The sequence below is a fragment of the Enterobacter quasiroggenkampii genome (assembly GCF_043972695.1).
Classification (GTDB): Bacteria; Pseudomonadota; Gammaproteobacteria; order Enterobacterales; family Enterobacteriaceae; genus Enterobacter; species Enterobacter quasiroggenkampii.
On the sequence record NZ_CP143745.1, the window covers coordinates 1609321 to 1632914 of the forward strand.

The following is a 23594-nucleotide window of genomic DNA, read 5'->3' on the forward strand; positions in this document are numbered from 1 at the left end:
ATGCTGTCAGGAGCCCTGTCGTAGACTCCTTCTGAACCCAAACAACAGGCAGGAGGATGTATGAAAAGCGTCATTAACTGGTTTGAAATTCCGGTCTCGGATATGGATCGCGCCATCAAATTTTATGAGCCGGTGATGCAGCTTGCGCTGCGTCGCGAGAAAATGGACTGTGCGGAGCTGGCGGTTTTCCCGCATGAGGATCCCGCCACCGGAGGCGCACTGGCAAAATTTGACGGCGTTACACCGTCTTTGCAGGGCGCTATTATTTACCTGCATACTGACAATCTGGCGGCCACGCTCGATCGCATCGCCTCTGCGGGCGGCGAGTGCGTGTTTGGCCCGCTGGAACTGCCGCATGGCATTGGCACTATCGCCTTGTTTACCGACAGCGAGGGCAACCGCGTCGGGCTCCATCAACCTGCCTGAGAGCGGACTAAGATATGACCCGACGCGCTGACCGTTTGTTTCAGATTGTGCAGATCCTGCGGGGCAGGCGTCTGACAACGGCAGCGCATCTGGCGGACCGGCTTGGCGTGTCCGAGCGTACGGTCTATCGCGATATCCGCGACCTGTCGCTTTCCGGCGTGCCGGTGGAAGGTGAAGCGGGGAGCGGATATCGCCTCATGTCGGGCTTTGACCTGCCGCCGCTGATGCTGACAAATAAGGAGTCTGAGGCGCTGATCGTCGCGATTCGCCTGCTCAAAACCTGGGGTGGGGAATCGCTGTCGCGTGAGCTGGAGTCGGCTCAGGAAAAGGTGCTGGCGATTCTGCCCGAGGAGAGTCGTCGAAAGGCGGAGCAGACGCGGATCTACGCCCCGGATTTTTGCATGCAAAGCCACTCCCGCAGCGACTTTGACAGGATTCATCAGGCAATTTCCGCTCAGCAGGTGCTGGCACTGCATTACCGTGATGAAGCAGGACAGCTGTCTAATCGTGAGGTTCAGCCGCTGGGGCTGTTCTTCTGGGGAGAGAGCTGGCTGCTGGCCGCGTGGTGTGAACGGCGCGATGACTATCGCTGTTTCCGGCTCGACAGATGCCTCAATATTGTGACTACGGAAAGGCGGTTTAGCGAGAGTGCGGACAGGTCTTTGGCAGATTTTTTGCGCAAGGTGAGGCAGTAAAAAGCCGGGTGGCGGCTACGCCTTACCCGGCCTACATTTGGGTCGTAGGCCCGGTAAGCGTAGCGCCACCGGGCGAAACCCGCACTGATTAGAAGTTGTAACCTACAACCAGGTAACCACCCCAACCGGTAGAACGGACGTGTTCGTTCATCCATACCAGTTTCGCGTCGTCGTTCCACTGGCCGCCGTTGTGCCAGTAACGTGCCACAACAGAGTAATGCCAGTGATCGTAGTTCAGCGCCAGGATGTGGCTGGAGGCGATGGAGTCATTGGTACGCTGCTTAATACCGTTCTCTGCGTAACCGCTCTTATCGCCCAGATCTGAACCCCAGTCGAAGTTGGTGAAGCCGATATAGCTCAGGTTACCGCCCCACAGCTGGGTGATTGGCACAAAGTATTTCACTTTGAAACGATAGCCATCCCATTCGTTCTGGTTTTCAGCGCCATAGTTCTGCCACTGATACTTGGCATAGACGTTCAGAGACAGGCTCATTGGCAGGCCGGTGTCGATGTCCGTACCCAGACCCATATACCAGGTGCTCTGACGACCGGACTCGTTGCGGCCCATGTCGTAAATGTAGTTGTTCGCGAAGTACCACTCTTTGAACGGGCCGAAGCTCAGATCGGTGCCGGTCAGCTTGTCGATGGAGAAGCGTGGTTCGATTTCCATGAACAGAGGGGAGCCGTGGTTCCAGATACCTTTAGCCTGAGAGTTACCACCGAAGAAGACCGGTGCATCCATGTAACCGTAGAAATCAAACCAGTCTTTCTTGGCGAAGGCTTCATATTCCAGGTAGGTATCATTACGAATCTGTGGTCCGAAACGCGTGTGGTAGCTGCCCACCACGTTAACGCTCTGGTGCCACCAGTCGGAGAGGTATTGTGGTTTGTCGTTTTCCGCTGCGTTAACAGTGAAAGAAGAGGACAGTGCTAGCACGGCGCCAGCTGCGAGTAATGTTTTTTTCATAATCATGCCACTGATTGAAATTCCCTTCCGGGAGTGAAAAATGCGCGAATTGCGTTTCTAAATATTTCGTGTTTCTGCGGTGCCTATTATAGGAATCCCTGCTCACAAAAATATGTGTTGTTTCACATATCTCTCACACGCGTAATCGATTGCGTTCACGTTTGCGTACTTTAAACGGCCGGGATTGTAGCGGCAATCATTTATGTTGCCAATCCATACGAAATGTAAATGTTAGCGGAGTGACATTTCACTCCGCTAAAAAGGAGGGGATTAGTGCGCGGCGGGTTGAATGTCGTGAATGCGGATAAAGCCTAACTGTTCCGGCGTAAGGCCGCTTAACTGAAGCGGAATATCCACATCGCTTGGTGCTAAAACACTGGCCGGGGCGGTGAAGAGCTGATTCTTCACGTTCACCTCCTGGTAATTCTCCGTGGTGCCCTGGATCTGGCCCCACTCGACGGTGCCGCTGAAGGCCGGAAGCGGATCGTTGGACTCTCCCTGGATACGTAATGTTGCGCGAGTACCATCTGCATTCGCCGCCACATTCACCAGAGACATTTTTAGCGTGCCGATCTGACTATTGAGCCGCGCAGGCGTATTCGCGCCCGGCAGCAGATAAACCCCGCTGCTGGATTTGGCATTCAGCGCGTTTTGCTGGGTGATTTTCACCGTTTCTTTGTTCAGCTTGTCCATCGCCGTATTGAGCGTATTGACGCTCTGTTTCAACTGGCGGACTTCGGTTTGCTGTGCACAGGCGCTAAGGGTGAAGAGGCTCCCCACCAGCAATATTTTCAGGTAACGTCTTGTCATTGCGTTTATTTCCTTGAAATAACGGATCGTCCTAATGGTAGCCAGCATCATTGTGTCAGACATAGATCCTTTGTCTCAAAAAGCTCTTCCTTTGTTGTCAGGCCAGATCAGGGTAAAATGAAAATCAGTTAACCAGATAACAGGGATACCGTATGCATTGCCCATTCTGCTCCGCTGTGGATACCAAAGTCATCGACTCTCGCCTGGTGGGCGAAGGGTCATCCGTACGCCGTCGTCGGCAGTGTCTGGTGTGCAACGAGCGTTTTACGACCTTTGAGGTGGCAGAGCTGGTCATGCCGCGCGTGGTAAAAAGTAACGACGTGCGTGAGCCGTTTAACGAAGAGAAACTGCGCAGCGGAATGCTGAAGGCCCTTGAAAAACGTCCTGTCAGCGCGGACGACGTGGAGATGGCGTTAAACCACATAAAATCTTACCTTCGTGGTTTGGGTGAGCGAGAAGTGCCGAGCAAAATGATCGGTAACCTGGTGATGGAGCAGCTGAAAAAGCTCGATAAGGTCGCCTATATCCGCTTCGCCTCGGTCTACCGCAGCTTCGAAGATATCAAAGAGTTTGGCGAAGAGATCGCCCGCTTACAGGATTAAGCTCATGCACGATGAGATGTACATGGCGCGAGCCATGAAGCTGGCGCAGCGCGGTCGTTTTACGACCCATCCCAACCCGAACGTCGGGTGCGTTATCGTTAAAGATGGCGAGATCGTGGGGGAGGGCTTTCACTATCGCGCAGGCGAACCGCATGCTGAGGTTCATGCGCTGCGCATGGCCGGCGAGAAGGCGCGCGGTGCGACGGCCTACGTTACGCTGGAGCCCTGCAGCCATCACGGGCGTACGCCTCCGTGCTGCGACGCGTTGATTGCCGCGGGGGTTTCGCGCGTGGTCGCATCGATGCAGGATCCGAATCCGCAGGTGGCCGGACGGGGTCTGTATCGCCTGCAGCAGGAAGGCATTGACGTCAGCCATGGCCTGATGATGCAGGACGCGGAAGCGCTCAACAAAGGTTTCCTGAAGCGCATGCGTACCGGGTTCCCGTATATCCAGCTTAAGCTGGGCGCCTCGCTGGACGGTCGTACGGCGATGGCAAACGGCGAGAGTCAGTGGATCACCTCGCCACAGGCAAGGCGCGATGTGCAACGTCTGCGCGCGCAAAGCCATGCTATTCTCACCAGCAGTGAAACCGTTCTGGCTGACGATCCGGCCATGACCGTGCGCTGGGACGAGCTGAATGCCGATACCCAGGCCCTGTACCCGCAGGAGAACCTGCGTCAGCCGCTGCGTATTATCATTGATAGTCAGAACCGCGTGACGCCAGAGCACCGCATCGTCCAGCAGCCGGGTGAAACCTGGATTGCCCGCACGAAGGACGATACGCGCGCATGGCCGGAAGGCGTGCGCAGCATCATGGTACCGGAGCATAACGGCCATCTGGATCTCGTGGTGCTGATGATGCTGCTCGGCAAGCAACAGGTGAACAGTATCTGGGTGGAAGCGGGGCCAACGCTCGCCGGTGCGCTCTTACAGGCCGGACTGGTGGATGAACTGCTTGTTTACGTTGCGCCTAAACTGTTAGGTCACGACGCGCGCGGCCTGTTTGTGCTGCCCGGCCTTGAAAAACTGGCCGACGCACCACAACTCAAATTCAGCGAGATTCGTCCGGTAGGTCCGGATGTCTGCCTCCACTTAACGACAGCGTAATTGCTCCCGAAATAGGGAAGCAGTGCGCAAAGTATTATGATAAAATCCGCCCCCCTGCGGGGCCAAATGAACCCGTAAAGGAAGAGTATGAACATTATTGAAGCTGCTGTAGCTACCCCGGACGCTCGCGTCGCCATCACCATTGCGCGTTTCAACAACTTCATCAACGACAGCCTGCTGGAAGGTGCCATTGACGCCCTGAAACGTATCGGCCAGGTTAAAGATGACAACATTACCGTTGTTTGGGTTCCAGGCGCTTACGAACTGCCACTGGCGGCGGGCGCGCTGGCGAAAACCGGTAAATACGACGCGGTGATTGCGCTGGGTACCGTTATTCGTGGCGGCACTGCGCACTTCGAATACGTTGCGGGCGGTGCAAGCAATGGTCTGGCACACGTTGCGCAGGATGCTGAAATTCCTGTCGCGTTCGGCGTGCTGACTACCGAAAGTATTGAACAAGCCATCGAACGTGCTGGCACCAAAGCCGGTAACAAAGGTGCAGAAGCTGCACTGACCGCGCTTGAAATGATCAATGTATTGAAAGCCATCAAGGCCTGATTTTTTTGTAAGGGGAATTCCGTGAAACCTGCTGCTCGTCGCCGCGCCCGTGAATGTGCCGTCCAGGCACTTTACTCCTGGCAGTTGTCCCAGAACGACATCGCTGATGTTGAATACCAGTTCCTGTCAGAACAGGACGTGAAAGACGTTGACGTTCTGTACTTCCGTGAACTGCTGTCGGGAGTGGCGACTAATAGCGCGTATCTCGATGGTCTGATGAAACCTTACCTGTCCCGTCTGCTTGAAGAGCTGGGTCAGGTAGAAAAAGCCGTGTTGCGTATCGCGCTGTTTGAGCTGTCTAAACGTGATGATGTGCCGTACAAAGTGGCCATTAACGAAGCGATCGAACTGGCGAAAACCTTCGGTGCTGAAGACAGCCACAAGTTTGTAAACGGCGTACTTGATAAAGCAGCACCTGCGATCCGTCCCCACAAAAAGTGATCCGCAAACCGGAGTTCTGCATTGCCTGACGGGCAGTGCGGCTCCGGTTTTTTCTTTTATTTGCTGAGGCATAACGTATGGCATGCGGCGAATTTTCCCTGATTGCCCGTTATTTCGACCGTGTCAGAACCTCTCGTCTTGATGTTGAAACCGGCATCGGCGATGACTGTGCACTTCTCAATATTCCCGAAAAACAGACGCTGGCAATCAGCACCGACACCTTAGTGTGCGGACGTCATTTTTTACCGGATATCGATCCTGCCGATCTGGCGTATAAGGCGCTGGCGGTTAACGTCAGCGATCTGGCGGCGATGGGGGCCGATCCCGCGTGGTTAACCCTGGCGCTAACGCTGCCAGAGGTAGACGAAGTCTGGCTTGAAGCCTTTAGCGATGCGCTGTTTGAGCAGCTTAACTACTACGATATGCAGCTGATTGGCGGTGATACCACTGCCGGGCCGCTGTCGATGACGCTGGCGATCCACGGGTATGTGCCGCTCGGCCGCGCGCTGAAGCGCTCAGGCGCAAAACCCGGCGACTGGATCTATGTGACCGGTACGCCGGGCGACAGCGCGGCGGGGCTGGCGATCCTCCAGGATCGCTTAACCGTGAAGGATACCGACGATGCGGCGTATCTGGTGAAACGCCATCTGCGCCCGACGCCGCGTATTCTGCACGGTCAGGCGCTGCGCGAGCGGGCAAGCTCGGCTATCGATCTCTCTGACGGGCTGATCTCCGACCTCGGCCATATTCTGAAGGCCAGCGGTGTCGGCGCGCGCGTTGACCTGGATCTGTTCCCGCTGTCAGAGGAACTGCTTCGTCATGTCGAACCTGAGCAGGCGCTGCGCTGGGCGCTGTCCGGTGGCGAAGATTATGAGTTGTGCTTTACCGTTCCGGAGCTGAACCGCGGAACGCTCGACGTGGCATTAGCGCACCTCGGCGCGAAATTCACCTGTATCGGGCAGATCATGCCGGAGAGTGAAGGGCTGAAGTTTGTGAAAGACGGTGAGCCGGTTACGCTGGACTGGAAAGGGTACGATCACTTCGCGTGAGTTTGTGCGCTCTGTATTGCCGGGGGGCGGTTCCGCCTTACCCGGCCTACAAAAGATGGGGGTTACTTAAACCCCACCACCGGATGCTGCTGATACGGCGTCTCCAGCTCGGCAACCTGCTCCGGCGTCAGCGTGATATCCACTGCATTCAGCAGTTCGTCAAGCTGCTCTTCCCGGGATGTGCCGATAATCGGCGCCGCGACGCCGCGTTTACCCAGCAGCCATGCCAGCGCTACCTGGGCGCGGGTTGCGCCGGTATCGTCGGCAATTCCGGCTAAGCGTTCAGCGATCAGGGCATCGCTGGCCTCTGTTCCTTCGTAGAGATTTTTTCCCACTTCATCCGAGACCAGACGGGCCGTGGTTTCTCCCCACGGACGGGTCAGGCGGCCGCGCGCGAGCGGGCTCCACGGGATCACCGCCACGCCCTCCTGATGGCACAGCGGCAGCATCTCACGTTCTTCTTCACGGTAGATCAGATTGTAGTGGTCCTGCATGGTGACGAAGCGCGCCCAGCCGTGCTGTGCCTGCAGATCCAGCGCCTGAGCAAACTGCGAGGCATGCATAGACGACGCGCCGATATAGCGCGCTTTACCGGCTTTGACGACGTCGTTGAGTGCTTCCAGCGTCTCCTCAATGGGCGTGTTGTAATCCCAGCGGTGAATTTGCAGCAGGTCGACGTAATCCATGTTCAGACGCCTGAGGCTATCATCAATGGAACGCAGGATCTGCGCGCGAGAAAGGCCCTGAGCCAGGTCGCCCACCGGATAGTACACCTTGGTGGCAACCACGATGTCTTCCCGACGGGCAAAATCACGCAGGGCGCGGCCGACAATCTCCTCGCTGCTGCCGTCGGAATAGCTGTTGGCGGTGTCAAAGAAGTTAATGCCGCCCTCGATGGCGCGTTTGATAATCGGACGGCTGCTCTCTTCCGGCAGCGTCCAGGCGTGGTTTCCCCGATCGGGTTCGCCAAAGGTCATGCATCCCAGACAAAGCCGGGATACCTTAAGGTCTGTTTTTCCTAATGTTGTGTATTGCACGGTCCGCTCCTGCTGTTTAAACAATACGTTTAAGCATAGCAGGAGCGGAAAAGGGGAGGGTTCAGTCCAGCCAGGCGCGGATTTTAGCTTCGATACCGGCAGCGTCCAGGCCAATCGCCGCGCGGGCTTCGTCCTGGGTACCTTGCGGGATGAAATGGTCCGGCAGGCCGAGGTTCAGCACCGGAACGGCTTTACGGTTTGCCATCAGCACCTCGTTCACGCCGCTGCCCGCACCGCCCATAATCGCGTTCTCTTCCAGCGTGACCAGCACGTCATGCGCCTCAGCCATACTCAGGATCAGGGATTCGTCGAGCGGTTTCACAAAGCGCATATCGACCAGGGTGGCGTTCAGCGTTTCAGCCACTTTCGCCGCCTCAGGCATCAGCGTGCCGAAGTTCAGAATCGCCACTTTTTCACCGCGACGTTTGACCAGACCTTTACCGATCGCCAGCTTCTCCAGCGGCTGCAGCTCAACGCCCACCGCGTTGCCGCGCGGGTAGCGAACGGCGCTTGGGCCATCCTGATAGTGGTAGCCGGTAAACAGCATCTGACGACATTCGTTCTCGTCGCTTGGCGTCATGATCACCATATCCGGAATGCAGCGCAGGAACGACAGGTCAAACGCGCCCTGGTGCGTCTGGCCGTCGGCACCGACAATGCCCGCACGATCGATAGCAAACAGCACCGGCAGCTTCTGGATCGCCACGTCGTGGATCACCTGATCGTAGGCGCGCTGCAGGAAGGTGGAATAGATAGCGACAACCGGTTTGTAGCCGCCGATGGCCAGGCCCGCGGCAAACGTCACCGCGTGCTGCTCGGCAATGGCCACGTCGAAATACTGGTCAGGGTATTTTCTGGAGAACTCCACCATGCCGGAGCCTTCGCGCATGGCCGGGGTGATCGCCATCAGCTTGTTGTCTTTTGCGGCGGTTTCGCACAGCCAGTCGCCGAAGATTTTTGAATAGCTCGGCATGCCGCCGCTGCTTTTCGGCAGACAGCCGCTGGACGGGTCAAATTTCGGTACCGCGTGGAAGGTAATCGGATCTTTTTCCGCCGGTTCGTAGCCACGGCCTTTTTTGGTCATGATGTGCAGGAACTGCGGACCTTTCAGGTCACGCATGTTCTTGAGCGTGGTTACCAGTCCCAGCACGTCATGGCCGTCAACCGGGCCGATATAGTTAAAGCCCAGCTCTTCAAACAGGGTGCCCGGCACGACCATGCCTTTGATGTGCTCTTCGGTGCGCTTGAGCAGCTCTTTGATCGGCGGTACACCGGAGAAGACCTTCTTGCCGCCTTCACGCAGCGAGGAGTAAAGCTTGCCGGAAAGCAGCTGCGCCAGATGGTTATTCAGCGCGCCGACGTTTTCGGAAATCGACATTTCGTTATCGTTAAGCACAACCAGCATGTCCGGCTTGATGTCACCCGCGTGGTTCATGGCCTCAAAGGCCATACCGGCAGTGATGGCGCCGTCGCCAATCACGCAGACGGTGCGGCGCTGCTTGTTCTCTTTTTCGGCAGCAACGGCAATCCCGATGCCTGCAGAAATAGAGGTGGAGGAGTGCCCGACGCTCAATACGTCGTACTCGCTTTCCCCGCGCCACGGGAACGGGTGCAGACCGCCTTTCTGTCGAATGGTGCCAATTTTATCGCGACGTCCGGTCAGAATTTTGTGCGGATAAGCCTGGTGACCCACGTCCCAGATCAACTGATCGAACGGCGTGTTATAGACGTAGTGCAGCGCCACGGTCAGCTCTACCGTGCCAAGCCCGGAGGCGAAATGGCCGCTGGAGCGGCTTACGCTGTCGAGCAGGTAGCGACGCAGTTCGTCGCACAGCTTCGGCAGGCTCTCTTTCGGCAACAGACGTAACTCCTGGGTGGAGTCAACTAACGCCAGTGTCGGGTATTTGGCAATATCAAAACTCATCAAAGGCTCATCGAGATATATAGTTTATTTATCACGCTGGATTATATAGTCCGCTAGCGCTTCCAGTGCCGAGGTATCCAGCGATTGCGCGGCCAGCTGATTCAGCGACTGGCGGGCATCGTCAATCAGATCCCGGGCTTTACGTTGGGCTTGCTCAAGACCCAGCAGGGCGGGGTAGGTACTTTTGCCAAGCTGCTGGTCCGCACCCTGACGTTTACCCAATGTTGCAGTATCGCCCACCACATCCAGAATGTCATCCTGAACCTGGAATGCCAGACCGATACTTTCTGCGTATCTGTCCAGAATCGGCAGGGCTTTGCGCCCTTGCTCACCCGCGCTTAGTGCGCCAAGACGAACGGCTGAACGAATCAATGCCCCGGTTTTATGGCGATGAATACGCTCCAGCTGTTCCAGATTAACCTGACGTCCTTCGGCTTCAAGATCCAGGGCCTGTCCGCCGCACATGCCCGCCACGCCGCTGGCCATGGCCAGTTCGGAAATCATTGCCAGCCGGTCACGGTCAGCCACTTCGGCCATCGGCGCGTCGCTCAGAATCGAGAACGCCAGCGTCTGCAGGGCATCACCCGCCAGAATGGCATTCGCTTCGCCAAACTTGATATGGCAGGTGGGTTGACCCCGACGCAAGTCGTCGTCGTCCATGGCCGGGAGATCGTCGTGGATCAGCGAGTAGGCATGGATGCACTCAACGGCGGCTGCCGGGGCGTCCAGCGTGTTATCGCTGATGCCAAACATGTTGCCTGTGGCGTACACCAGGAACGGGCGCAGGCGCTTTCCACCCAAGAGTGCGCCATAGTGCATGGCTTCAACCAGTGGAGTGTTCTGAAAAGGCTGTGGCGCAATAAAACGGCGCAGGGCGTCGTTGGCGCGCATGACACGCGCCTGAAGCTCGTTGGCAAAATCCATTTACTCGGCGTCCGGTGTGAAAGGCGTGGTTTTCGCCTCTTCGCTGTCGGACAGCAGGATCTGCACGCGCTGTTCGGCCTGTTGCAGCTTAACCTGACCCTGGCGCGCCAGCTGGACGCCGCGCTCGAATTCGTTGAGCGCCTCTTCCAGCGGGAGATCGCCGCTCTCGAGGCGGGTAACAATTTGCTCCAGTTCACTCAGCGCAGTTTCGAAACTGGCCGGTGCGTCGTTCTTCTTCGGCATAGTGAATTGACTCTTATATTCTTCGCCCCGACATGGTAACGGACTCGGGCGGATAAGCAAATAACGCGCAATGTGCACAGGAGCGGCGCGATGGTGGTATACTTGCGCGCCTGGATGCAGCCACGGGTGTGGGCTGCTGTACTCTTTTCCATTACAAGCCTTAACAGGCTTGCCTAAGAAACATTGCCGCCATGAAGTTTATCATTAAATTGTTCCCTGAAATCACCATCAAAAGCCAATCTGTGCGTTTGCGCTTTATTAAAATTCTCACCGGGAACATTCGTAACGTATTAAAGCACTACGACGAAACCCTCGCCGTGGTGCGCCACTGGGACCACGTTGAGGTCCGTGCCAAAGACGAAAACAAACGTCAGGATATTCGCGACGCCCTGACCCGTATTCCAGGTATCCACCATATCCTGGAAGTGGAAGATGTCCCGTTCAGCGATATGCACGACATCTTCGAGAAAGCGCTGGTCCAGTACCGCGACCAGATCGAAGGCAAAACCTTCTGCGTGCGCGTGAAGCGTCGCGGCAAGCACGAGTTCAGCTCCATTGAAGTGGAGCGTTACGTCGGCGGCGGTCTGAACCAGCACGTCGAGTCTGCGCGCGTGCGCCTGACCAACCCGGACGTAACCGTTAATCTGGAGATCGAAAACGATCGACTGCTGCTGGTGAAAGGCCGCTATGAAGGCATCGGCGGCTTCCCGATCGGCACCCAGGAAGACGTCCTGTCCCTGATCTCCGGCGGCTTTGACTCCGGCGTCTCCAGCTATATGCTGATGCGCCGCGGCTGCCGCGTACACTACTGCTTCTTTAACCTGGGCGGCGCGGCGCACGAAATCGGCGTTCGTCAGGTGGCACATTACCTGTGGAACCGCTTCGGCAGCTCCCACCGCGTGCGTTTCGTGGCAATTAATTTCGAACCGGTGGTCGGCGAGATTCTGGAGAAAGTGGACGACGGCCAGATGGGCGTCATCCTGAAGCGCATGATGGTCCGTGCGGCGTCCAAAGTGGCTGAACGCTACGGCGTGCAGGCGCTGGTCACCGGCGAAGCGCTGGGCCAGGTCTCCAGCCAGACGCTGACCAACCTGCGCCTGATCGACAACGTGTCTGATACGCTGATCCTGCGTCCGCTGATCTCTCACGATAAAGAACACATCATCGATCTGGCGCGCGAAATCGGCACCGAAGATTTTGCCCGCACCATGCCGGAATACTGCGGCGTGATCTCAAAAAGCCCAACGGTGAAAGCGGTGAAGGCGAAGATCGAAGCGGAAGAAGAGAACTTCGATTTCAGCATTCTGGATAAAGTGGTGGAAGAAGCGTCCAACATTGATATCCGCGAGATCGCTCAGCAGACCGAGCAGGACGTGGTTGAAGTGGAGACCGTGAGCGGTTTCGGCGCGAACGACGCGATTCTGGATATCCGCTCGATTGACGAGCAGGATGACAAACCGCTGCAGGTGGAGGGTGTGGAGGTGGTTTCTCTGCCGTTCTATAAGCTGAGCACGAAGTTTGGCGACCTCGACCAGAGCAAAACGTACCTGCTGTGGTGTGAGCGTGGGGTGATGAGTCGCCTGCAGGCGCTGTATCTGCGCGAGCAGGGCTTTGCGAATGTGAAGGTGTATCGTCCGTAGCGTGCGGCCTGATGCCCTCACCCCGACCCTCTCCCACAGGGAGAGGGCGCAAACATTAAAAACGGCAACCTTTGGTTGCCGTTTTGCTTTTACCTCGCGCCACCCGGCTTTTTTTATGCACTACTCTTCATAGTAATTATAAATCCCCGCTGGCATCACCAGTGATGACGCCACTTCGTACGCCTTCTCGCGCCCGACCAGCAGGTCGATAATCTTTAAGCCAAAATCAATCGCGGTGCCCGGGCCCTGGCTGGTCAGCAGGTTGACGCGCGGATCCCAGACGACGCGTTTGTCCACCCACTGATCTTCCGGAATGGTGTCTTTCAGCCCCGGGAAGCCGGTCATATTGCCGATGGGGAAAATGTCGTGCGGAACCAGCACCGTTCCGGCGGCGGCGCAGATTGCCGCGACAATGCGCCCGGATAAATGAAACTGACGCACGGTCTCAACCAGCAGCGGGCTGTCGCGAAAATACTCCGCGCCCTTCAGGCCACCGGGCAGGACGATGATGTTGTAATCCCCGTCGGCCACCTGCACGAGCGGAGCATCGGCCAGCAGCTTCACGCCGCGCGAGCAGGTAATCGCCAGGCTGCCGTCGCTGGCGACGCTGGCGGTTGTCACGTTAATGCCGCCACGCACCATCAGATCGATGGTGGTGACCGCTTCCATCTCTTCGCTACCAGGGGCGAGGCAGATCAGTGCCGACGCGCTCATATTCACTCTCCTTACGTTTAACCAGGTCATACAGACGGGCGTTTTCCGGCACCGCGATGCCGTGCGCGCGGGCGCGTTTGAGCAGATATCCGGTGATGTAGTCGATCTCCGTGTGGCGTAATGCCCGAACATCCTGCAGCATCGAGGAGATGTTCTCAGCCGTACTCTCAATAACCTGCTCGACATAACAGCGCAAATCGTCTGCCGAGGTATGCAGGCCTTCCCGCTCAACGACCGCCGCGACTTCCGCACAGAGCAGTGCAACCTCCTGTGGATGATTTTTCAGCTCTCCGTTCGGGCAGTTCCACAGCGCCGTCAGCGGATTGATCACGCAGTTGACGGCCAGCTTGCGCCAGAGTTGTGGACGAATATGGTTATGCCAGGCCACGTCTGGCAGCACCTTCTGCAGCACATCGGCAAGATAGCTGTAGTCCCCATCCTGCGTTCTGGCAGGCCCGATGTGCGTCACGCCGCTGGCGACATGCACGATGATGTTGCCGTCGCGACGGGCAGCGTGCGTGGTTGTCGCCATCAGCAGGGGCTGCGGAACGCTTTTCAGCTCGTCAAGGGTTCCCATGCCGTTATGCAGCAGCAGGATGGGCGAAGTGGGGGGGAGCTGGGCGGCCAGTGTCTTGACCGCGTCCGAAACCTGCCACGCTTTGAGCGTTACCAGTAAAAGGTCGCTTTGCGCCAGGAAATCAGGATCGTTCGCGGTGAGGGATTCGTTAAAGATGCTTCCGTCTTCACCAATCAGGTTTACACTGCAATAGGGCTGGGGCACGCGCAGCCAGCCCTGAACCTCATGTCCGTGCTTGCACAGCGCGGTCAGCCATAGCTGACCAAGGGCTCCACATCCGAGCACTGTAATTTTCATTGTTCCTCCTCACCTGCAACTGCGCCAGGTGTTACAGCTTAATTATACAGCTAAGCTTCTGTTGAGTTATGCCTCGTAGCGGGTATTATGCAACGCAACAAAAGTGAAGGGAGAAGAAAAGATGCCATCTTTCGATATTGTTTCCGAAGTTGATATCCAGGAAGTTCGCAACGGCGTTGAGAACGCAACCCGCGAAGTAGAGTCACGTTTCGATTTTCGTGGCGTTGAGGCGTCGTTTGAGCTGAACGACGCAAATAAGACCATTAAGGTGCTGAGCGAGTCTGATTTCCAGGTAAATCAGCTGCTCGACATTCTGCGCGCCAAGCTGTTAAAGCGCGGCATCGAAGGGACGTCTCTGGATGTGCCGGACGAGTTTGTGCACAGCGGTAAGAACTGGTTTGTGGAAGCCAAGTTGAAGCAGGGCATCGAGAGCGCGGTGCAGAAGAAGATTGTGAAGCTCATCAAAGACAGCAAGCTGAAGGTGCAGGCGCAGATTCAGGGCGAAGAGATTCGCGTGACCGGTAAGTCCCGCGACGACCTCCAGTCCGTGATGGCGCTGGTGCGCGGCGGCGATCTGGGGCAGCCGTTCCAGTTTAAAAACTTCCGCGATTAATATAAAAAGCCCGGTTTAACCGGGCTTTTTTTCACGCCTTGAGCGCCTGCTCGACCTCGAAACGGTTGGTCACCTTACTGTCAATTTTGACGTAAGCGCTGCGCTCTTCGGGAACAATCAGCACCTCTGTGATCCCGTCTTTAGCTTCCAGACGCTGTTTCAGCACATCGCTCATCTCCACATCATCCGGAATTTCTACGCGCAGGCTGCTCACGTAGCGCGGCTCTTTCATGGTACCGGCGACCAGCAGCCAGACTGTCGCCAGCAGCGCCCCCGCGAGAAACACGGTTTGTGAATCAAAGAGTCCGTCCACCCAGCCGCCAAGCGAGCCGCCGATCGCCACGCCGAGGAACTGGCTGGTGGAATAAATGCCCATTGCCGTGCCTTTGTAACCGGCGGGGGACTCTTTGCTGATCAGTGACGGCAGCAGGGCTTCCATCAGGTTAAATGCCAGGAAGAACAGCTGCACGCCGGCAATCAGCTCCCAGAAGTGCGGGCCGGCACCCCAGAGCACGATCTCGGCAATCAGCAGGACCGCCACGCAGCCCACGAAGACGCGCTTCATTTTGCGCTTCACTTCGGCGTAGATGATGAACGGCACGACGGAGACAAACGAAATCAGCATCGTAACCAGATAGATTTTCCAGTGCTCGGCCGCCGGAAAACCCGCTGCGGCAAGCTGGCCGGGCAGGGCAACAAAGGTCGACATCAGCAGAATGTGCAGACACATAATGCCAAAATTCAGCTTAAGCAGGCGCGGCTCGACAATCACTTTGCTGAAGCAGCCTTTTACCATCCCCGACTCACGGTTGAGGACGTGGTTTTTGCTGTCCGGCACGACCCACAGGGTTAAGGCAATACCGATGGTTGCCAGCACGGCAATCATCCAGAACAGGGCGTGCAGACCCAACGTGTGCGTAATGATGGGGCCGAGCACCATCGCAATCGCAAATGTCACGCCAAAGCTCACGCCGATGAACGCCATCGCTTTGGTACGGTTTTGCTCGCGGGTTAAGTCTGACAGCAGCGCCATCACCGCAGCGGCAATCGCGCCGGAGCCCTGCAGAGCGCGGCCAAGAATAATGCCCCAGATGGAGTGGGAGAGGGCGGCAATGACGCTCCCGAGCACAAAGACCAGCAGCCCGCCGACAATCAGCGGCTTGCGGCCCACCCGGTCAGAGAGCAGGCCAAACGGGATCTGGAACACCGCCTGCGCCAGACCATAAATGCCAATGGCGAGGCCAATCAGTGCCTCGCTGGCCCCCTGCAGCGCCATACCGTACGTGGTCAGAACAGGCAGGACCATAAACATGCCAAGCATCCGTAGCGAGAAGACAGTCCCTAAGCCCCAGGTCGCGCGTAGCTCGCCTGGCGTCATTTTATAATCGTTCATTACCACCTCAGTTCAAAAGCAGGCCATAGTGTAGTGCGGGGAAGGGGCGGGGTAAATAAAGGGTTATTTAACAAATATTACATGCGTTATTAATAGATTCAGTGAATAAAAAAGGGTGCCGAAGCACCCCTTTATTCACCTGTTGTGGCTTACCAGACGTAAGTCAGCAGGTTATGTGAATCCGGCACCATGAAGTCCACGGACATCATCACGGACAGCGAGGTGATGGCCACAATCGAGAACACAAACAGCTTGCGCGCCCAGACTTTGTCATCTTCCACTTTGTAACCGCGCAGCGCCATGCCGAGCCACCAGACGCTCACCGCAGCCGCTACCGCCAGATATTTGTATCCAGCGTAACCACCCAGAGAGAGCATCAGCGTTGCCACGGCAAAGGCGATGATGTACAGCGTGATGTGGTTCTTGGCAACGGAGATGCCTTTCACGACCGGCAGAACCGGGATGTTCGCTGCCTGATAATCCTTAAAGCGGAAAATCGCGATGGCATAGGAGTGCGGCATCTGCCACAGGCTAAAGATAGCCAGCAGGATCAGCGCACCGCTGTCGAACTCATTCGTGACCGCGCAGTAGCCAATCACCGGCGGCGCAGCGCCGGAGAGAGAACCAATCAGCGTGCCGTAGACGGAGTGACGCTTCATATACAGGCTGTAGACGCCCACATACACCACGAATCCCATCACCCCCAGCCAGCAGGCCAGCGGGTTAGCACCAAACCACAGCAGCATAAAGCCAGCAATACCCAGCAAGGTGGCGTACACCAGCGAGACGGAAGGGGCGATCAGGCCTTTCACCAGCACCCGATTTTTGGTCCTTTCCATCTTCTTGTCGATATCCATGTCGATGTAGTTGTTAAATACACAACCGGACGCAACAACCAGTGACACACCGACCAGCGTGTAGATAAAGAGGGTGTAATCAATGCTGCCTTTGGAGGCCAGCAGGAACCCTCCGATCACGGAGATCAGGTTGCCAAAGATGATGCCTGGTTTCGTTACTTGCAGGTATTGCTTAAACATACTCGCCGCTCTTAGTGAACCATCATGTTGTAGTTGAGGTTCCACATAATCCAGATGGAACCGACTACCAGGATAGCGATGATAATCACGGTAAAGATAAAGGCGGTCATGTTCCAGCCTTCATCGGACTTGGTGTTCATGTGCAGGAAGCAAACCAGATGCACCAGAATCTGAATCACCGCGGTCACCAGGATTGCACCCAGGATAACCGGCTTAGACGCAGAACCGCTCATCACCATCCAGAACGGGATCACCGTCAGGATGATCGACAGGATGAAACCTGTCATGTAGGTTTTTACGCTGCCGTGGGAAGCGCCATGATCGTTAGAATGACTCATTACATCGCCCCCATCAGATAGACAACAGAGAACACACAGATCCACACCACGTCCAGGAAGTGCCAGAACAGGCTCAGGCACAGGATACGGGTACGGTTAGTACTGGTCAGGCCGCGACGGGAGATCTGGAACATCAGTACTGCCATCCAGATCAGACCGGAGGTCACGTGCAGACCGTGGGTGCCGACCAGCGCGAAGAACGCGGACAGGAAGCCACTGCGATCCGGGCCGAAGCCTTCCATGATCAGGTGATGGAATTCATAGATTTCCATCCCGATAAATCCAGCACCAAACAGCCAGGTCAACGCCAGCCAGGATACAACCTGGCTCTTGTTGTTTTTGTACATGGCGATAGCCGCCATGCCGTAGGTGATGGAGCTGAATAACAGCAGTGCGGTTTCAACCAGAACGAACGGCAGTTCAAAGATGTCCTTGCCGGTCGGGCCGCCCGCTGTGCCGTTCACCAGAACGGCATAGGTCGCGAACAGACAGCAGAACAGAATGCAGTCGCTCATCAGGTAGATCCAGAAACCGAAGACTTTGGTCGGTCCTGTATCGTGGTGCGCATGTTCATGCGCGTGGGCAGTTGAGTGCGCCAGAGTATCAGTTGCCATTTTTCAGCCCCGCTTTAGAAATCTCGTCGAAATGCTGTTTTTCCAGCTTCTCAACTTCACGGACTGGTACGTAGTAGTCCACGTCCTCGTCAAAGCTCTTCACAATCCAGCTGATTACGATGCCAGCGAAGCCAACAATCGCCATCCACCAGATGTGCCAGATCATTGCGAAACCAAATACCGTCGCGAAAGCGGCAATCACGATGCCCGCACCGCTGTTTTTCGGCATGTGGATCTCTTCGTAATGAGCAGGTTGCTTGTACGCTTCACCTTTTTCTTTCATTTCCCAGAATGCGTCGCGTTCATGAACCTGCGGCACGATGGCAAAGTTATAGAAAGGCGGTGGAGAAGAGGTCGCCCACTCCAGCGTACGGCCACCCCATGGGTCACCGGTCAGGTCACGGTTCTGGTCGCGGTCGCGAATAGACACGTAGAACTGAATCAGCTGAGATGCGATACCACAGGCAATCAGCACGGCACCGCCCGCTGCAACCATCAGCATTGGGTGGAACTGCGGATCGATCTGCTGGCTCAGACGACGGGTCATACCCATGAAGCCCAGCACGTACAGCGGCATAAATGCCACGAAGAAGCCGATGATCCAGAACCAGAACGCGCGTTTACCCCATTTCTCGTTCAGCGTGAAGCCGAACGCTTTTGGCCACCAGTAGGTTACGCCAGCGAAGCAGCCGAAGACCACGCCACCGATGATAACGTTATGGAAGTGCGCAATCAGGAACAGACTGTTGTGCAGAACGAAGTCAGCACCTGGTACTGCCAGCAGTACGCCGGTCATCCCACCTACGGAGAAGGTCACGATGAAGCCGATGGTCCACAGCATTGCTGAGTGGAACACGATACGGCCCTGGTACATGGTGAACAGCCAGTTGAAGATCTTCACCCCGGTCGGGATGGCGATAATCATGGTGGTAATACCGAAGAAGGCGTTTACGTTCGCGCCCGCACCCATGGTGAAGAAGTGGTGCAGCCAAACGATGAACGACAGAACGGTAATACACACGGTTGCCCACACCAGAGAGGTGTAACCAAACAGACGTTTACGCGAGAAGGTTGCTGCGATTTCGGAGAACACACCGAACACAGGCAGAACCAGGATGTACACTTCCGGGTGACCCCAGGCCCAAATCAGGTTGATGTACATCATCATGTTGCCACCCATATCGTTCGTGAAGAAATGGGTGCCCAGGTAGCGGTCCAGGGTCAGCAGCGCGATGGTGACGGTCAGGATTGGGAAGGAGGCAATAATCAGGATGTTGGCGCACAGAGATGCCCAGGTAAATACCGGCATCTTGAACATGGTCATGCCAGGGGCACGCATCTTGATAATGGTCACGAAGAAGTTGATACCGGTCAGGGTTGTACCGACACCGGAGAGCTGAAGCGCCCAAATCCAGTAGTCGACGCCAACGCCCGGACTGTACTCAATTCCTGACAGCGGTGGGTAAGCCAGCCAGCCGGTCTGCGCGAATTCGCCCACACCCAGTGACAGGTTAACCAGGATAACGCCGACAACCGTGAACCAGAAGCTCAGGTTGTTCAGGAACGGGAACGCCACGTCGCGCGCGCCGATTTGCAGCGGAACGACCACGTTCATCAGACCGATAACCAGCGGCATCGCCACGAAGAAGATCATGATAACGCCGTGGGCGGTAAAGATCTGATCGTAGTGGTGCGGTGGCAGGAAGCCGGCTTCACCCGCAGAGGCGAGTGCCTGCTGGCTACGCATCATGATTGCATCCGCAAAGCCACGAATTAACATGACGATACCGACGATGCAGTACATGATACCGAGTTTTTTGTGGTCAACCGAAGTCAGCCACTCGTTCCACAGGTAGCTCCACTTACCGAAGTAAGTGATTAAGGCCAGTAAGGCCGCGCCACCAATGATAATTGCAGCCACCGTAACCACGATAATCGGTTCATGGTAGGGCACTGCATCCAGTGTCAATTTTCCGAACATTTTCTTCCTCGGCCCCTTAGTGAGCGGTTTCCGCGTGGCTCATGTCCATGCCTTCCATACCTTCGTGCGCGCTGTGCTCGCCTTCAGGCTGGGTCATGTCCATGCTCTTGCCGTGATCCATAAATTTGCCAATCACATCTTTGAACAAATCGGGTTTCACGTTAGAGAAGTACTCCACCTTGTTGTATTCGCTAGGTGCAGCCACTTTTTCGAACGCCGCCATGTCAGACATGGTGTTTGGAGACTGCTTCGCTTTTTCAACCCACTGGTCGAAAGCGGCACGGTCTGGCGTTGCAATAGCTTTGAACTTCATACCTGAGAAGCCCGGGCCGCTATAGCTGGCGGAGATACCATCATAGGTGCCTGCTTCATTCGCGATCAGGTGCAGGTTAGTCTGCATGCCGGCCATCGCGTAAATCTGGCTACCCAGACGCGGGATGAAGAAGGAGTTCATTACGGAGTTGGAGGTCACTTTGAACTGAACCGGAGTGTTCGCCGGGAAGGCGATTTCATTCACGGTAGCAATACCCTGCTCTGGATAGATGAAGAACCATTTCCAGTCCATGGAGACCACTTCGATGGTAATAGGTTTTTCATCGTGAACCAGCGGCTTGCTCGGCTCAAGTGCGTGAGTGGTTTTCCAGGTCAGTACGGCAAGGAACAGGATGATCAGGATAGGTACCGTCCAGACCACAGCTTCCACTTTATTGGAGTGTGACCAGTTCGGGCTATACTTCGCATCTTTATTGCTCGCACGATACTTCCAGGCGAAACCAACAGCCATCAAAATGGCTGGAATAACCACAATCAACATCAGGCCAAAAGCCGTCAATATCAGTGAACGTTGTTCCAGTCCAATCTGTCCTTTGGGGTCTAGTAGTGCAGAATCACAGCCACTGAGTAATACAGTGCCTGCGAATAATGACAACCATCCCAAACTTTTATTGTATTTCCTGAGTCTCATTTAACGACCTCAATTCCACGGGAGTCTGGTGGCGTTTAAAGTGTGCGGGCATTTTACGGGAAGGTTACATTACTGTAAACATCATTAGGCCTGTGTCAGGAAGGTGTTACCGGGTTCTGCCGCACGTGTCACAAGTGTTGCAAATTATGTCGGTTTTTATGACCGAAGCCGCATGAGATGGGCTTTATAACGAAAGGACCCCCAAGCATACCCTAAAAGGGGCAATTGGTATAACCATTGTTAAAAATAAACAAAAAATTAACAATTGATTATCAATAAAAAGACATCTAAAAAACGAAAAATCAAACAATCACATGCTGAATCGTTTAATGAAAAATAGCGTTTTGGAACCGGAGCCAATAATTTCCAAATCCTATCCCGCACAAAACAACAAATATTTTTTTTCGTCGCTGGTGGCTATTTCACCGTTATAATTTCGGTTAGTGATTACAACGGGAAATAACCTTTCGTATTTTTCTTCAGGTCAGCTGCGTTTTACGCAACGCCATGAAATCGAGCAGACCCCCGGTCAGGATCCCAACGATGGCCAGCAGGGCACCGGCGTCCAGCAGAAGGGCCCCGAAGGGGAGTGCCAGAGACGTGCTGGCATTAATAATGAGCACCACAAGCCAGAGTGCCAGCGCAATGCAGCCCACCATTAACAGTCGTAACGCAAAACGGTAGGCGCGGTGATATTCGGTGCGCGGCATAAAGTGTTCGGTCCGCTGGGTATATTGCAGCGTCTGGCGACACACCAGCAACAATAAAATCCCCGGCACGGCAGCCACGACCGAGAAGAGATAAAATGTTGGCCAACCGTGGGCTTCCACGAACCAGCCGGCAATTGGGCCTACATAAACGCGGCCTACGGCAGAGAGCGCCGAGAGCAGTGCGAACTGCGTAGCGGAAAATGACTTGTTGCACAGGGTCATCAGCAGGGCGACAAAGGCCGCTGTCCCCATACCGCCACAGAGATTTTCAAAAAATACCGCCGCAGCCATGCTGATCATATGTTTGTCGGTAATCGACAGCAGCCAATAGCCTGCGTTAGAGGCGCCTTGCAGAATGCCGAAGATCAGCAGCGCGCGGAACAGCGTCAGGCGCTGCATCAGCACGCCGCCATACAGTGCCCCGACAATGGTCGCAAACAGCCCCAGCGTTTTATTCACCACGCCCACTTCACCGGCGTCAAAGCCGACACCCCTGATCAGGAAGGTGGTGGTCAGGCTCATGGCAAAAGCGTCACCCAGCTTATAAAGGACGATAAGCAGCAGGATCAGCCAGGCGTTGTTGCGGCCAAAGAAGTCACGCAGCGGTTCGGCGACGGCCTGCTCCAGCGAGCGGGGAACCGGGATAACGTCACTCGGTTCAGGCGCCAATAGTGTCGCGATAATGCAGGGGATCAGCAGAGCAGCCATCAGCCAGTACATCCCCTGCCAGCCTAAGTAACGGTCTGCCAGCCACAGCGCCAGCCCGCCGGAGACCAGCATCCCGAGGCGATAGCCCAGCACGCTGATGGCCGCACCGGCACCGCGCTCTTCCGCTGGTAACACGTCCGTCTTCCAGGCGTCGAACACGATATCCTGAGAGGCGGAACAGAAGGCAATCACCACCGCAAGCGCGGCCATCCAGCGCAGCTGCGTGGCGGGTTCAAGAAAACCCATCGCCGCAATGGCCAGCAATAGCAGGAGTTGCGTCATCACCAGCCAGCCGCGACGACGCCCGAGGAAAGGCGGCGTGTAACGATCCATGACCGGAGACCACAGAAACTTGAATACATAGGCCTGACCCACAAGCGAGAAGAAGCCAATGGTTTTCAGATCGATGTTCTCGACCGTCATCCACGCCTGAAGCGTGCCGGAGGTGAGCGCGAGGGGTAAACCCGAGGCAAAGCCGAGGATCAGCAGAATCGCTGATTTCGGTTGCTGGAAAATGCGTAAGTAATGGCTGGACATGTTCTTATAAAACTGACCCGGCGATAGACCGGGTCAGCGGGCAGGATTAACGCGCGTTCTGCTTGATGAAGTCGTGAATGCTTGTGTCCTGCGCCATGTCGGAAATGGTATCCGTCAGCACGCTGTTAACCGCATCAGCAATATTTTTATTCGATGCCTGGAACGCGCCTTCTACAGAGTAGCTCGCGCGATAGTTCTTGGTCATCTTGTTACCGTTCTTCGCGGTCGCGATGATGGCGATATCCGCTTTGGTGGCGATGTTGTAGCGCACGTTGCCCTGAGACACATCAGCGTACAGGTTGTTCACGATGATCTGCAGATCCACCGCGCCGCTTGGGCCAACCATATAGCCACGGGAGGTCATCTGTTTCTCCAGCACTTCCTGCAGCAGGAAGCGCAGGTCGCGGGAGGCGGTGAGCGTCACCTGCTGGTTATCGCGGGTCACTTTAGCCAGAGCCTGATCCTGACGCTGATCGGCGCCGTTAATGCTCACGGTGACGCCCATCAGGCTTGGGTCCTGCTGAGGCAGGGTGATTTTCGGTGAGACATCAATGGTGGTCGGCGGGGTAGCGCAGCCTGCCAGCATAAAAAGGGCTACCAATGGAAAGAAGAGTTTTTTTAACATTTTAAGGTTCTCACGAATCGTAAGCATAATAGAGAGAAAAATTGCCGCCATCATAACATCGC

General features: G+C 55.9%; 25 protein-coding genes. 9 read left to right on the plus strand and 16 right to left on the minus strand.

The genetic code is table 11. The annotated features are described in order from the left end of the window. Positions 1–60 precede the first annotated feature (60 nt). Complete coding sequence (locus V1572_RS07640; RefSeq protein WP_008503341.1) at positions 61–426, plus strand: VOC family protein; 366 nt, start codon at positions 61–63, stop codon at positions 424–426. A gap of 14 nt (positions 427–440) precedes the next feature. Next, a complete protein-coding gene (locus V1572_RS07645; protein WP_395299840.1) occupies positions 441–1121 on the plus strand; it encodes a helix-turn-helix transcriptional regulator in 681 nt (226 codons plus the stop codon). 88 nt (positions 1122–1209) lie between these two features. Here V1572_RS07645 and V1572_RS07650 read toward each other — a convergent pair whose 3' ends face one another. Together V1572_RS07650 and V1572_RS07655 are read right to left on the minus strand one after the other, a co-directional pair. Then, entirely contained in the window at positions 1210–2088 is an 879-nt protein-coding gene (locus V1572_RS07650; protein WP_025912622.1) for a nucleoside-specific channel-forming protein Tsx, read from the minus strand. Between the two features lie 270 nt (positions 2089–2358). Next, on the minus strand, positions 2359–2898 hold the full coding sequence (locus tag V1572_RS07655) for a DUF3251 domain-containing protein (RefSeq protein ID WP_045909789.1): 540 nt from the start codon (positions 2896–2898) through the stop codon (positions 2359–2361). Positions 2899–3050: 152 nt separating this feature from the next. Between V1572_RS07655 and nrdR the strand changes: the two genes are divergently transcribed. The 5 genes from nrdR (at position 3051) to thiL (ending at position 6656) form a co-directional block, all read left to right on the plus strand. Beyond that, positions 3051–3500 carry a transcriptional regulator NrdR gene (nrdR, locus tag V1572_RS07660; protein ID WP_008503337.1) on the plus strand — a complete coding sequence of 150 codons (450 nt, stop codon included), beginning with the start codon at positions 3051–3053 and terminating at the stop codon, positions 3498–3500. Positions 3501–3504: 4 nt separating this feature from the next. Beyond that, positions 3505–4608: a bifunctional diaminohydroxyphosphoribosylaminopyrimidine deaminase/5-amino-6-(5-phosphoribosylamino)uracil reductase RibD gene (gene ribD, locus V1572_RS07665; protein WP_126534527.1), complete on the plus strand. Its 1104-nt coding sequence runs from the start codon at positions 3505–3507 to the stop codon at positions 4606–4608. Between the two features lie 87 nt (positions 4609–4695). Continuing rightward, complete coding sequence (gene ribE, locus V1572_RS07670; RefSeq protein WP_006176874.1) at positions 4696–5166, plus strand: 6,7-dimethyl-8-ribityllumazine synthase; 471 nt, start codon at positions 4696–4698, stop codon at positions 5164–5166. Between the two features lie 21 nt (positions 5167–5187). Further along, positions 5188–5607: a transcription antitermination factor NusB gene (nusB, locus tag V1572_RS07675; protein WP_006809908.1), complete on the plus strand. Its 420-nt coding sequence runs from the start codon at positions 5188–5190 to the stop codon at positions 5605–5607. A 77-nt stretch (positions 5608–5684) separates the two neighbouring features. Beyond that, positions 5685–6656 (plus strand): thiamine-phosphate kinase, encoded by a 972-nt coding sequence (thiL, locus tag V1572_RS07680; protein WP_045909787.1) that lies wholly within the window; start codon positions 5685–5687, stop codon positions 6654–6656. A gap of 62 nt (positions 6657–6718) precedes the next feature. Here thiL and V1572_RS07685 read toward each other — a convergent pair whose 3' ends face one another. The 4 genes from V1572_RS07685 to xseB form a co-directional block, all read right to left on the minus strand. Further along, the gene (locus V1572_RS07685; RefSeq protein WP_045909786.1) at positions 6719–7693 is read right to left on the minus strand and encodes an aldo/keto reductase; all 975 of its coding nucleotides are present in this window, start codon (positions 7691–7693) and stop codon (positions 6719–6721) included. A gap of 61 nt (positions 7694–7754) precedes the next feature. Further along, positions 7755–9617 carry a 1-deoxy-D-xylulose-5-phosphate synthase gene (gene dxs, locus V1572_RS07690; protein ID WP_048030083.1) on the minus strand — a complete coding sequence of 621 codons (1863 nt, stop codon included), beginning with the start codon at positions 9615–9617 and terminating at the stop codon, positions 7755–7757. Positions 9618–9641: 24 nt separating this feature from the next. Beyond that, the gene (ispA, locus tag V1572_RS07695; RefSeq protein ID WP_196345865.1) at positions 9642–10541 is read right to left on the minus strand and encodes a (2E,6E)-farnesyl diphosphate synthase; all 900 of its coding nucleotides are present in this window, start codon (positions 10539–10541) and stop codon (positions 9642–9644) included. Continuing rightward, positions 10542–10784 (minus strand): exodeoxyribonuclease VII small subunit, encoded by a 243-nt coding sequence (gene xseB / locus V1572_RS07700; RefSeq protein WP_045909783.1) that lies wholly within the window; start codon positions 10782–10784, stop codon positions 10542–10544. A gap of 191 nt (positions 10785–10975) precedes the next feature. On the opposite strand from xseB, the gene thiI reads away from it, so the two are divergent. Further along, entirely contained in the window at positions 10976–12424 is a 1449-nt protein-coding gene (gene thiI / locus V1572_RS07705) for a tRNA uracil 4-sulfurtransferase ThiI (protein ID WP_196352033.1), read from the plus strand. A gap of 120 nt (positions 12425–12544) precedes the next feature. On the opposite strand, the gene yajL is transcribed toward thiI, so the two are convergent. After that, positions 12545–13138, minus strand: a complete 594-nt coding sequence (gene yajL, locus V1572_RS07710; RefSeq protein ID WP_045909781.1) for a protein deglycase YajL — start codon at positions 13136–13138, stop codon at positions 12545–12547. Beyond that, the gene (panE, locus tag V1572_RS07715; RefSeq protein WP_023616113.1) at positions 13101–14012 is read right to left on the minus strand and encodes a 2-dehydropantoate 2-reductase; all 912 of its coding nucleotides are present in this window, start codon (positions 14010–14012) and stop codon (positions 13101–13103) included. The genes yajL and panE overlap by 38 nt, the downstream gene beginning before the upstream one ends. Before the next feature lie 121 nt (positions 14013–14133). On the opposite strand from panE, the gene V1572_RS07720 reads away from it, so the two are divergent. Continuing rightward, the gene (locus tag V1572_RS07720; RefSeq protein ID WP_023293165.1) at positions 14134–14625 is read left to right on the plus strand and encodes a YajQ family cyclic di-GMP-binding protein; all 492 of its coding nucleotides are present in this window, start codon (positions 14134–14136) and stop codon (positions 14623–14625) included. Between the two features lie 31 nt (positions 14626–14656). Here the strand turns inward: V1572_RS07720 and V1572_RS07725 are convergent, their stop codons facing one another. From V1572_RS07725 to V1572_RS07760, 8 genes are all read right to left on the minus strand, one after another. Continuing rightward, positions 14657–16018, minus strand: a complete 1362-nt coding sequence (locus tag V1572_RS07725; RefSeq protein WP_262796863.1) for an MFS transporter — start codon at positions 16016–16018, stop codon at positions 14657–14659. Between the two features lie 149 nt (positions 16019–16167). Continuing rightward, entirely contained in the window at positions 16168–17055 is an 888-nt protein-coding gene (gene cyoE, locus V1572_RS07730) for a heme o synthase (RefSeq protein ID WP_013095848.1), read from the minus strand. Between the two features lie 11 nt (positions 17056–17066). Next, positions 17067–17393 (minus strand): cytochrome o ubiquinol oxidase subunit IV, encoded by a 327-nt coding sequence (locus V1572_RS07735; protein WP_006176899.1) that lies wholly within the window; start codon positions 17391–17393, stop codon positions 17067–17069. Continuing rightward, on the minus strand, positions 17393–18007 hold the full coding sequence (locus V1572_RS07740) for a cytochrome o ubiquinol oxidase subunit III (protein WP_008503324.1): 615 nt from the start codon (positions 18005–18007) through the stop codon (positions 17393–17395). The genes V1572_RS07735 and V1572_RS07740 overlap by 1 nt, the downstream gene beginning before the upstream one ends. Then, positions 17997–19988 carry a cytochrome o ubiquinol oxidase subunit I gene (gene cyoB / locus V1572_RS07745; protein WP_262790198.1) on the minus strand — a complete coding sequence of 664 codons (1992 nt, stop codon included), beginning with the start codon at positions 19986–19988 and terminating at the stop codon, positions 17997–17999. The genes V1572_RS07740 and cyoB overlap by 11 nt, the downstream gene beginning before the upstream one ends. Positions 19989–20004: 16 nt before the next feature. Beyond that, positions 20005–20952 (minus strand): cytochrome o ubiquinol oxidase subunit II, encoded by a 948-nt coding sequence (cyoA, locus tag V1572_RS07750; RefSeq protein ID WP_008503322.1) that lies wholly within the window; start codon positions 20950–20952, stop codon positions 20005–20007. A gap of 479 nt (positions 20953–21431) precedes the next feature. Continuing rightward, entirely contained in the window at positions 21432–22907 is a 1476-nt protein-coding gene (ampG, locus tag V1572_RS07755) for a muropeptide MFS transporter AmpG (RefSeq protein WP_395299841.1), read from the minus strand. Positions 22908–22953: 46 nt separating this feature from the next. Further along, positions 22954–23532 (minus strand): lipoprotein, encoded by a 579-nt coding sequence (locus V1572_RS07760; RefSeq protein ID WP_028017643.1) that lies wholly within the window; start codon positions 23530–23532, stop codon positions 22954–22956. Positions 23533–23594 lie beyond the last annotated feature (62 nt).

What these genes read in the sequence shown, in the direction of transcription:
- V1572_RS07640 (WP_008503341.1), top strand. Translation starts at nt 61, where the DNA reads ATGAAAAGCGTCATTAACTGGTTTGAAATTCCGGTCTCGGATATGGAT.
- V1572_RS07645 (WP_395299840.1), top strand. Translation starts at nt 441, where the DNA reads ATGACCCGACGCGCTGACCGTTTGTTTCAGATTGTGCAGATCCTGCGG.
- V1572_RS07650 (WP_025912622.1), bottom strand. Translation starts at nt 2,088, where the DNA reads ATGAAAAAAACATTACTCGCAGCTGGCGCCGTGCTAGCACTGTCCTCT.
- V1572_RS07655 (WP_045909789.1), bottom strand. Translation starts at nt 2,898, where the DNA reads ATGACAAGACGTTACCTGAAAATATTGCTGGTGGGGAGCCTCTTCACC.
- nrdR (WP_008503337.1), top strand. Translation starts at nt 3,051, where the DNA reads ATGCATTGCCCATTCTGCTCCGCTGTGGATACCAAAGTCATCGACTCT.
- ribD (WP_126534527.1), top strand. Translation starts at nt 3,505, where the DNA reads ATGCACGATGAGATGTACATGGCGCGAGCCATGAAGCTGGCGCAGCGC.
- ribE (WP_006176874.1), top strand. Translation starts at nt 4,696, where the DNA reads ATGAACATTATTGAAGCTGCTGTAGCTACCCCGGACGCTCGCGTCGCC.
- thiL (WP_045909787.1), top strand. Translation starts at nt 5,685, where the DNA reads ATGGCATGCGGCGAATTTTCCCTGATTGCCCGTTATTTCGACCGTGTC.
- dxs (WP_048030083.1), bottom strand. Translation starts at nt 9,617, where the DNA reads ATGAGTTTTGATATTGCCAAATACCCGACACTGGCGTTAGTTGACTCC.
- ispA (WP_196345865.1), bottom strand. Translation starts at nt 10,541, where the DNA reads ATGGATTTTGCCAACGAGCTTCAGGCGCGTGTCATGCGCGCCAACGAC.
- xseB (WP_045909783.1), bottom strand. Translation starts at nt 10,784, where the DNA reads ATGCCGAAGAAGAACGACGCACCGGCCAGTTTCGAAACTGCGCTGAGT.
- thiI (WP_196352033.1), top strand. Translation starts at nt 10,976, where the DNA reads ATGAAGTTTATCATTAAATTGTTCCCTGAAATCACCATCAAAAGCCAA.
- yajL (WP_045909781.1), bottom strand. Translation starts at nt 13,138, where the DNA reads ATGAGCGCGTCGGCACTGATCTGCCTCGCCCCTGGTAGCGAAGAGATG.
- panE (WP_023616113.1), bottom strand. Translation starts at nt 14,012, where the DNA reads ATGAAAATTACAGTGCTCGGATGTGGAGCCCTTGGTCAGCTATGGCTG.
- V1572_RS07720 (WP_023293165.1), top strand. Translation starts at nt 14,134, where the DNA reads ATGCCATCTTTCGATATTGTTTCCGAAGTTGATATCCAGGAAGTTCGC.
- V1572_RS07725 (WP_262796863.1), bottom strand. Translation starts at nt 16,018, where the DNA reads ATGAACGATTATAAAATGACGCCAGGCGAGCTACGCGCGACCTGGGGC.
- cyoE (WP_013095848.1), bottom strand. Translation starts at nt 17,055, where the DNA reads ATGTTTAAGCAATACCTGCAAGTAACGAAACCAGGCATCATCTTTGGC.
- V1572_RS07735 (WP_006176899.1), bottom strand. Translation starts at nt 17,393, where the DNA reads ATGAGTCATTCTAACGATCATGGCGCTTCCCACGGCAGCGTAAAAACC.
- V1572_RS07740 (WP_008503324.1), bottom strand. Translation starts at nt 18,007, where the DNA reads ATGGCAACTGATACTCTGGCGCACTCAACTGCCCACGCGCATGAACAT.
- cyoB (WP_262790198.1), bottom strand. Translation starts at nt 19,988, where the DNA reads ATGTTCGGAAAATTGACACTGGATGCAGTGCCCTACCATGAACCGATT.
- cyoA (WP_008503322.1), bottom strand. Translation starts at nt 20,952, where the DNA reads ATGAGACTCAGGAAATACAATAAAAGTTTGGGATGGTTGTCATTATTC.
- ampG (WP_395299841.1), bottom strand. Translation starts at nt 22,907, where the DNA reads ATGTCCAGCCATTACTTACGCATTTTCCAGCAACCGAAATCAGCGATT.
- V1572_RS07760 (WP_028017643.1), bottom strand. Translation starts at nt 23,532, where the DNA reads ATGTTAAAAAAACTCTTCTTTCCATTGGTAGCCCTTTTTATGCTGGCA.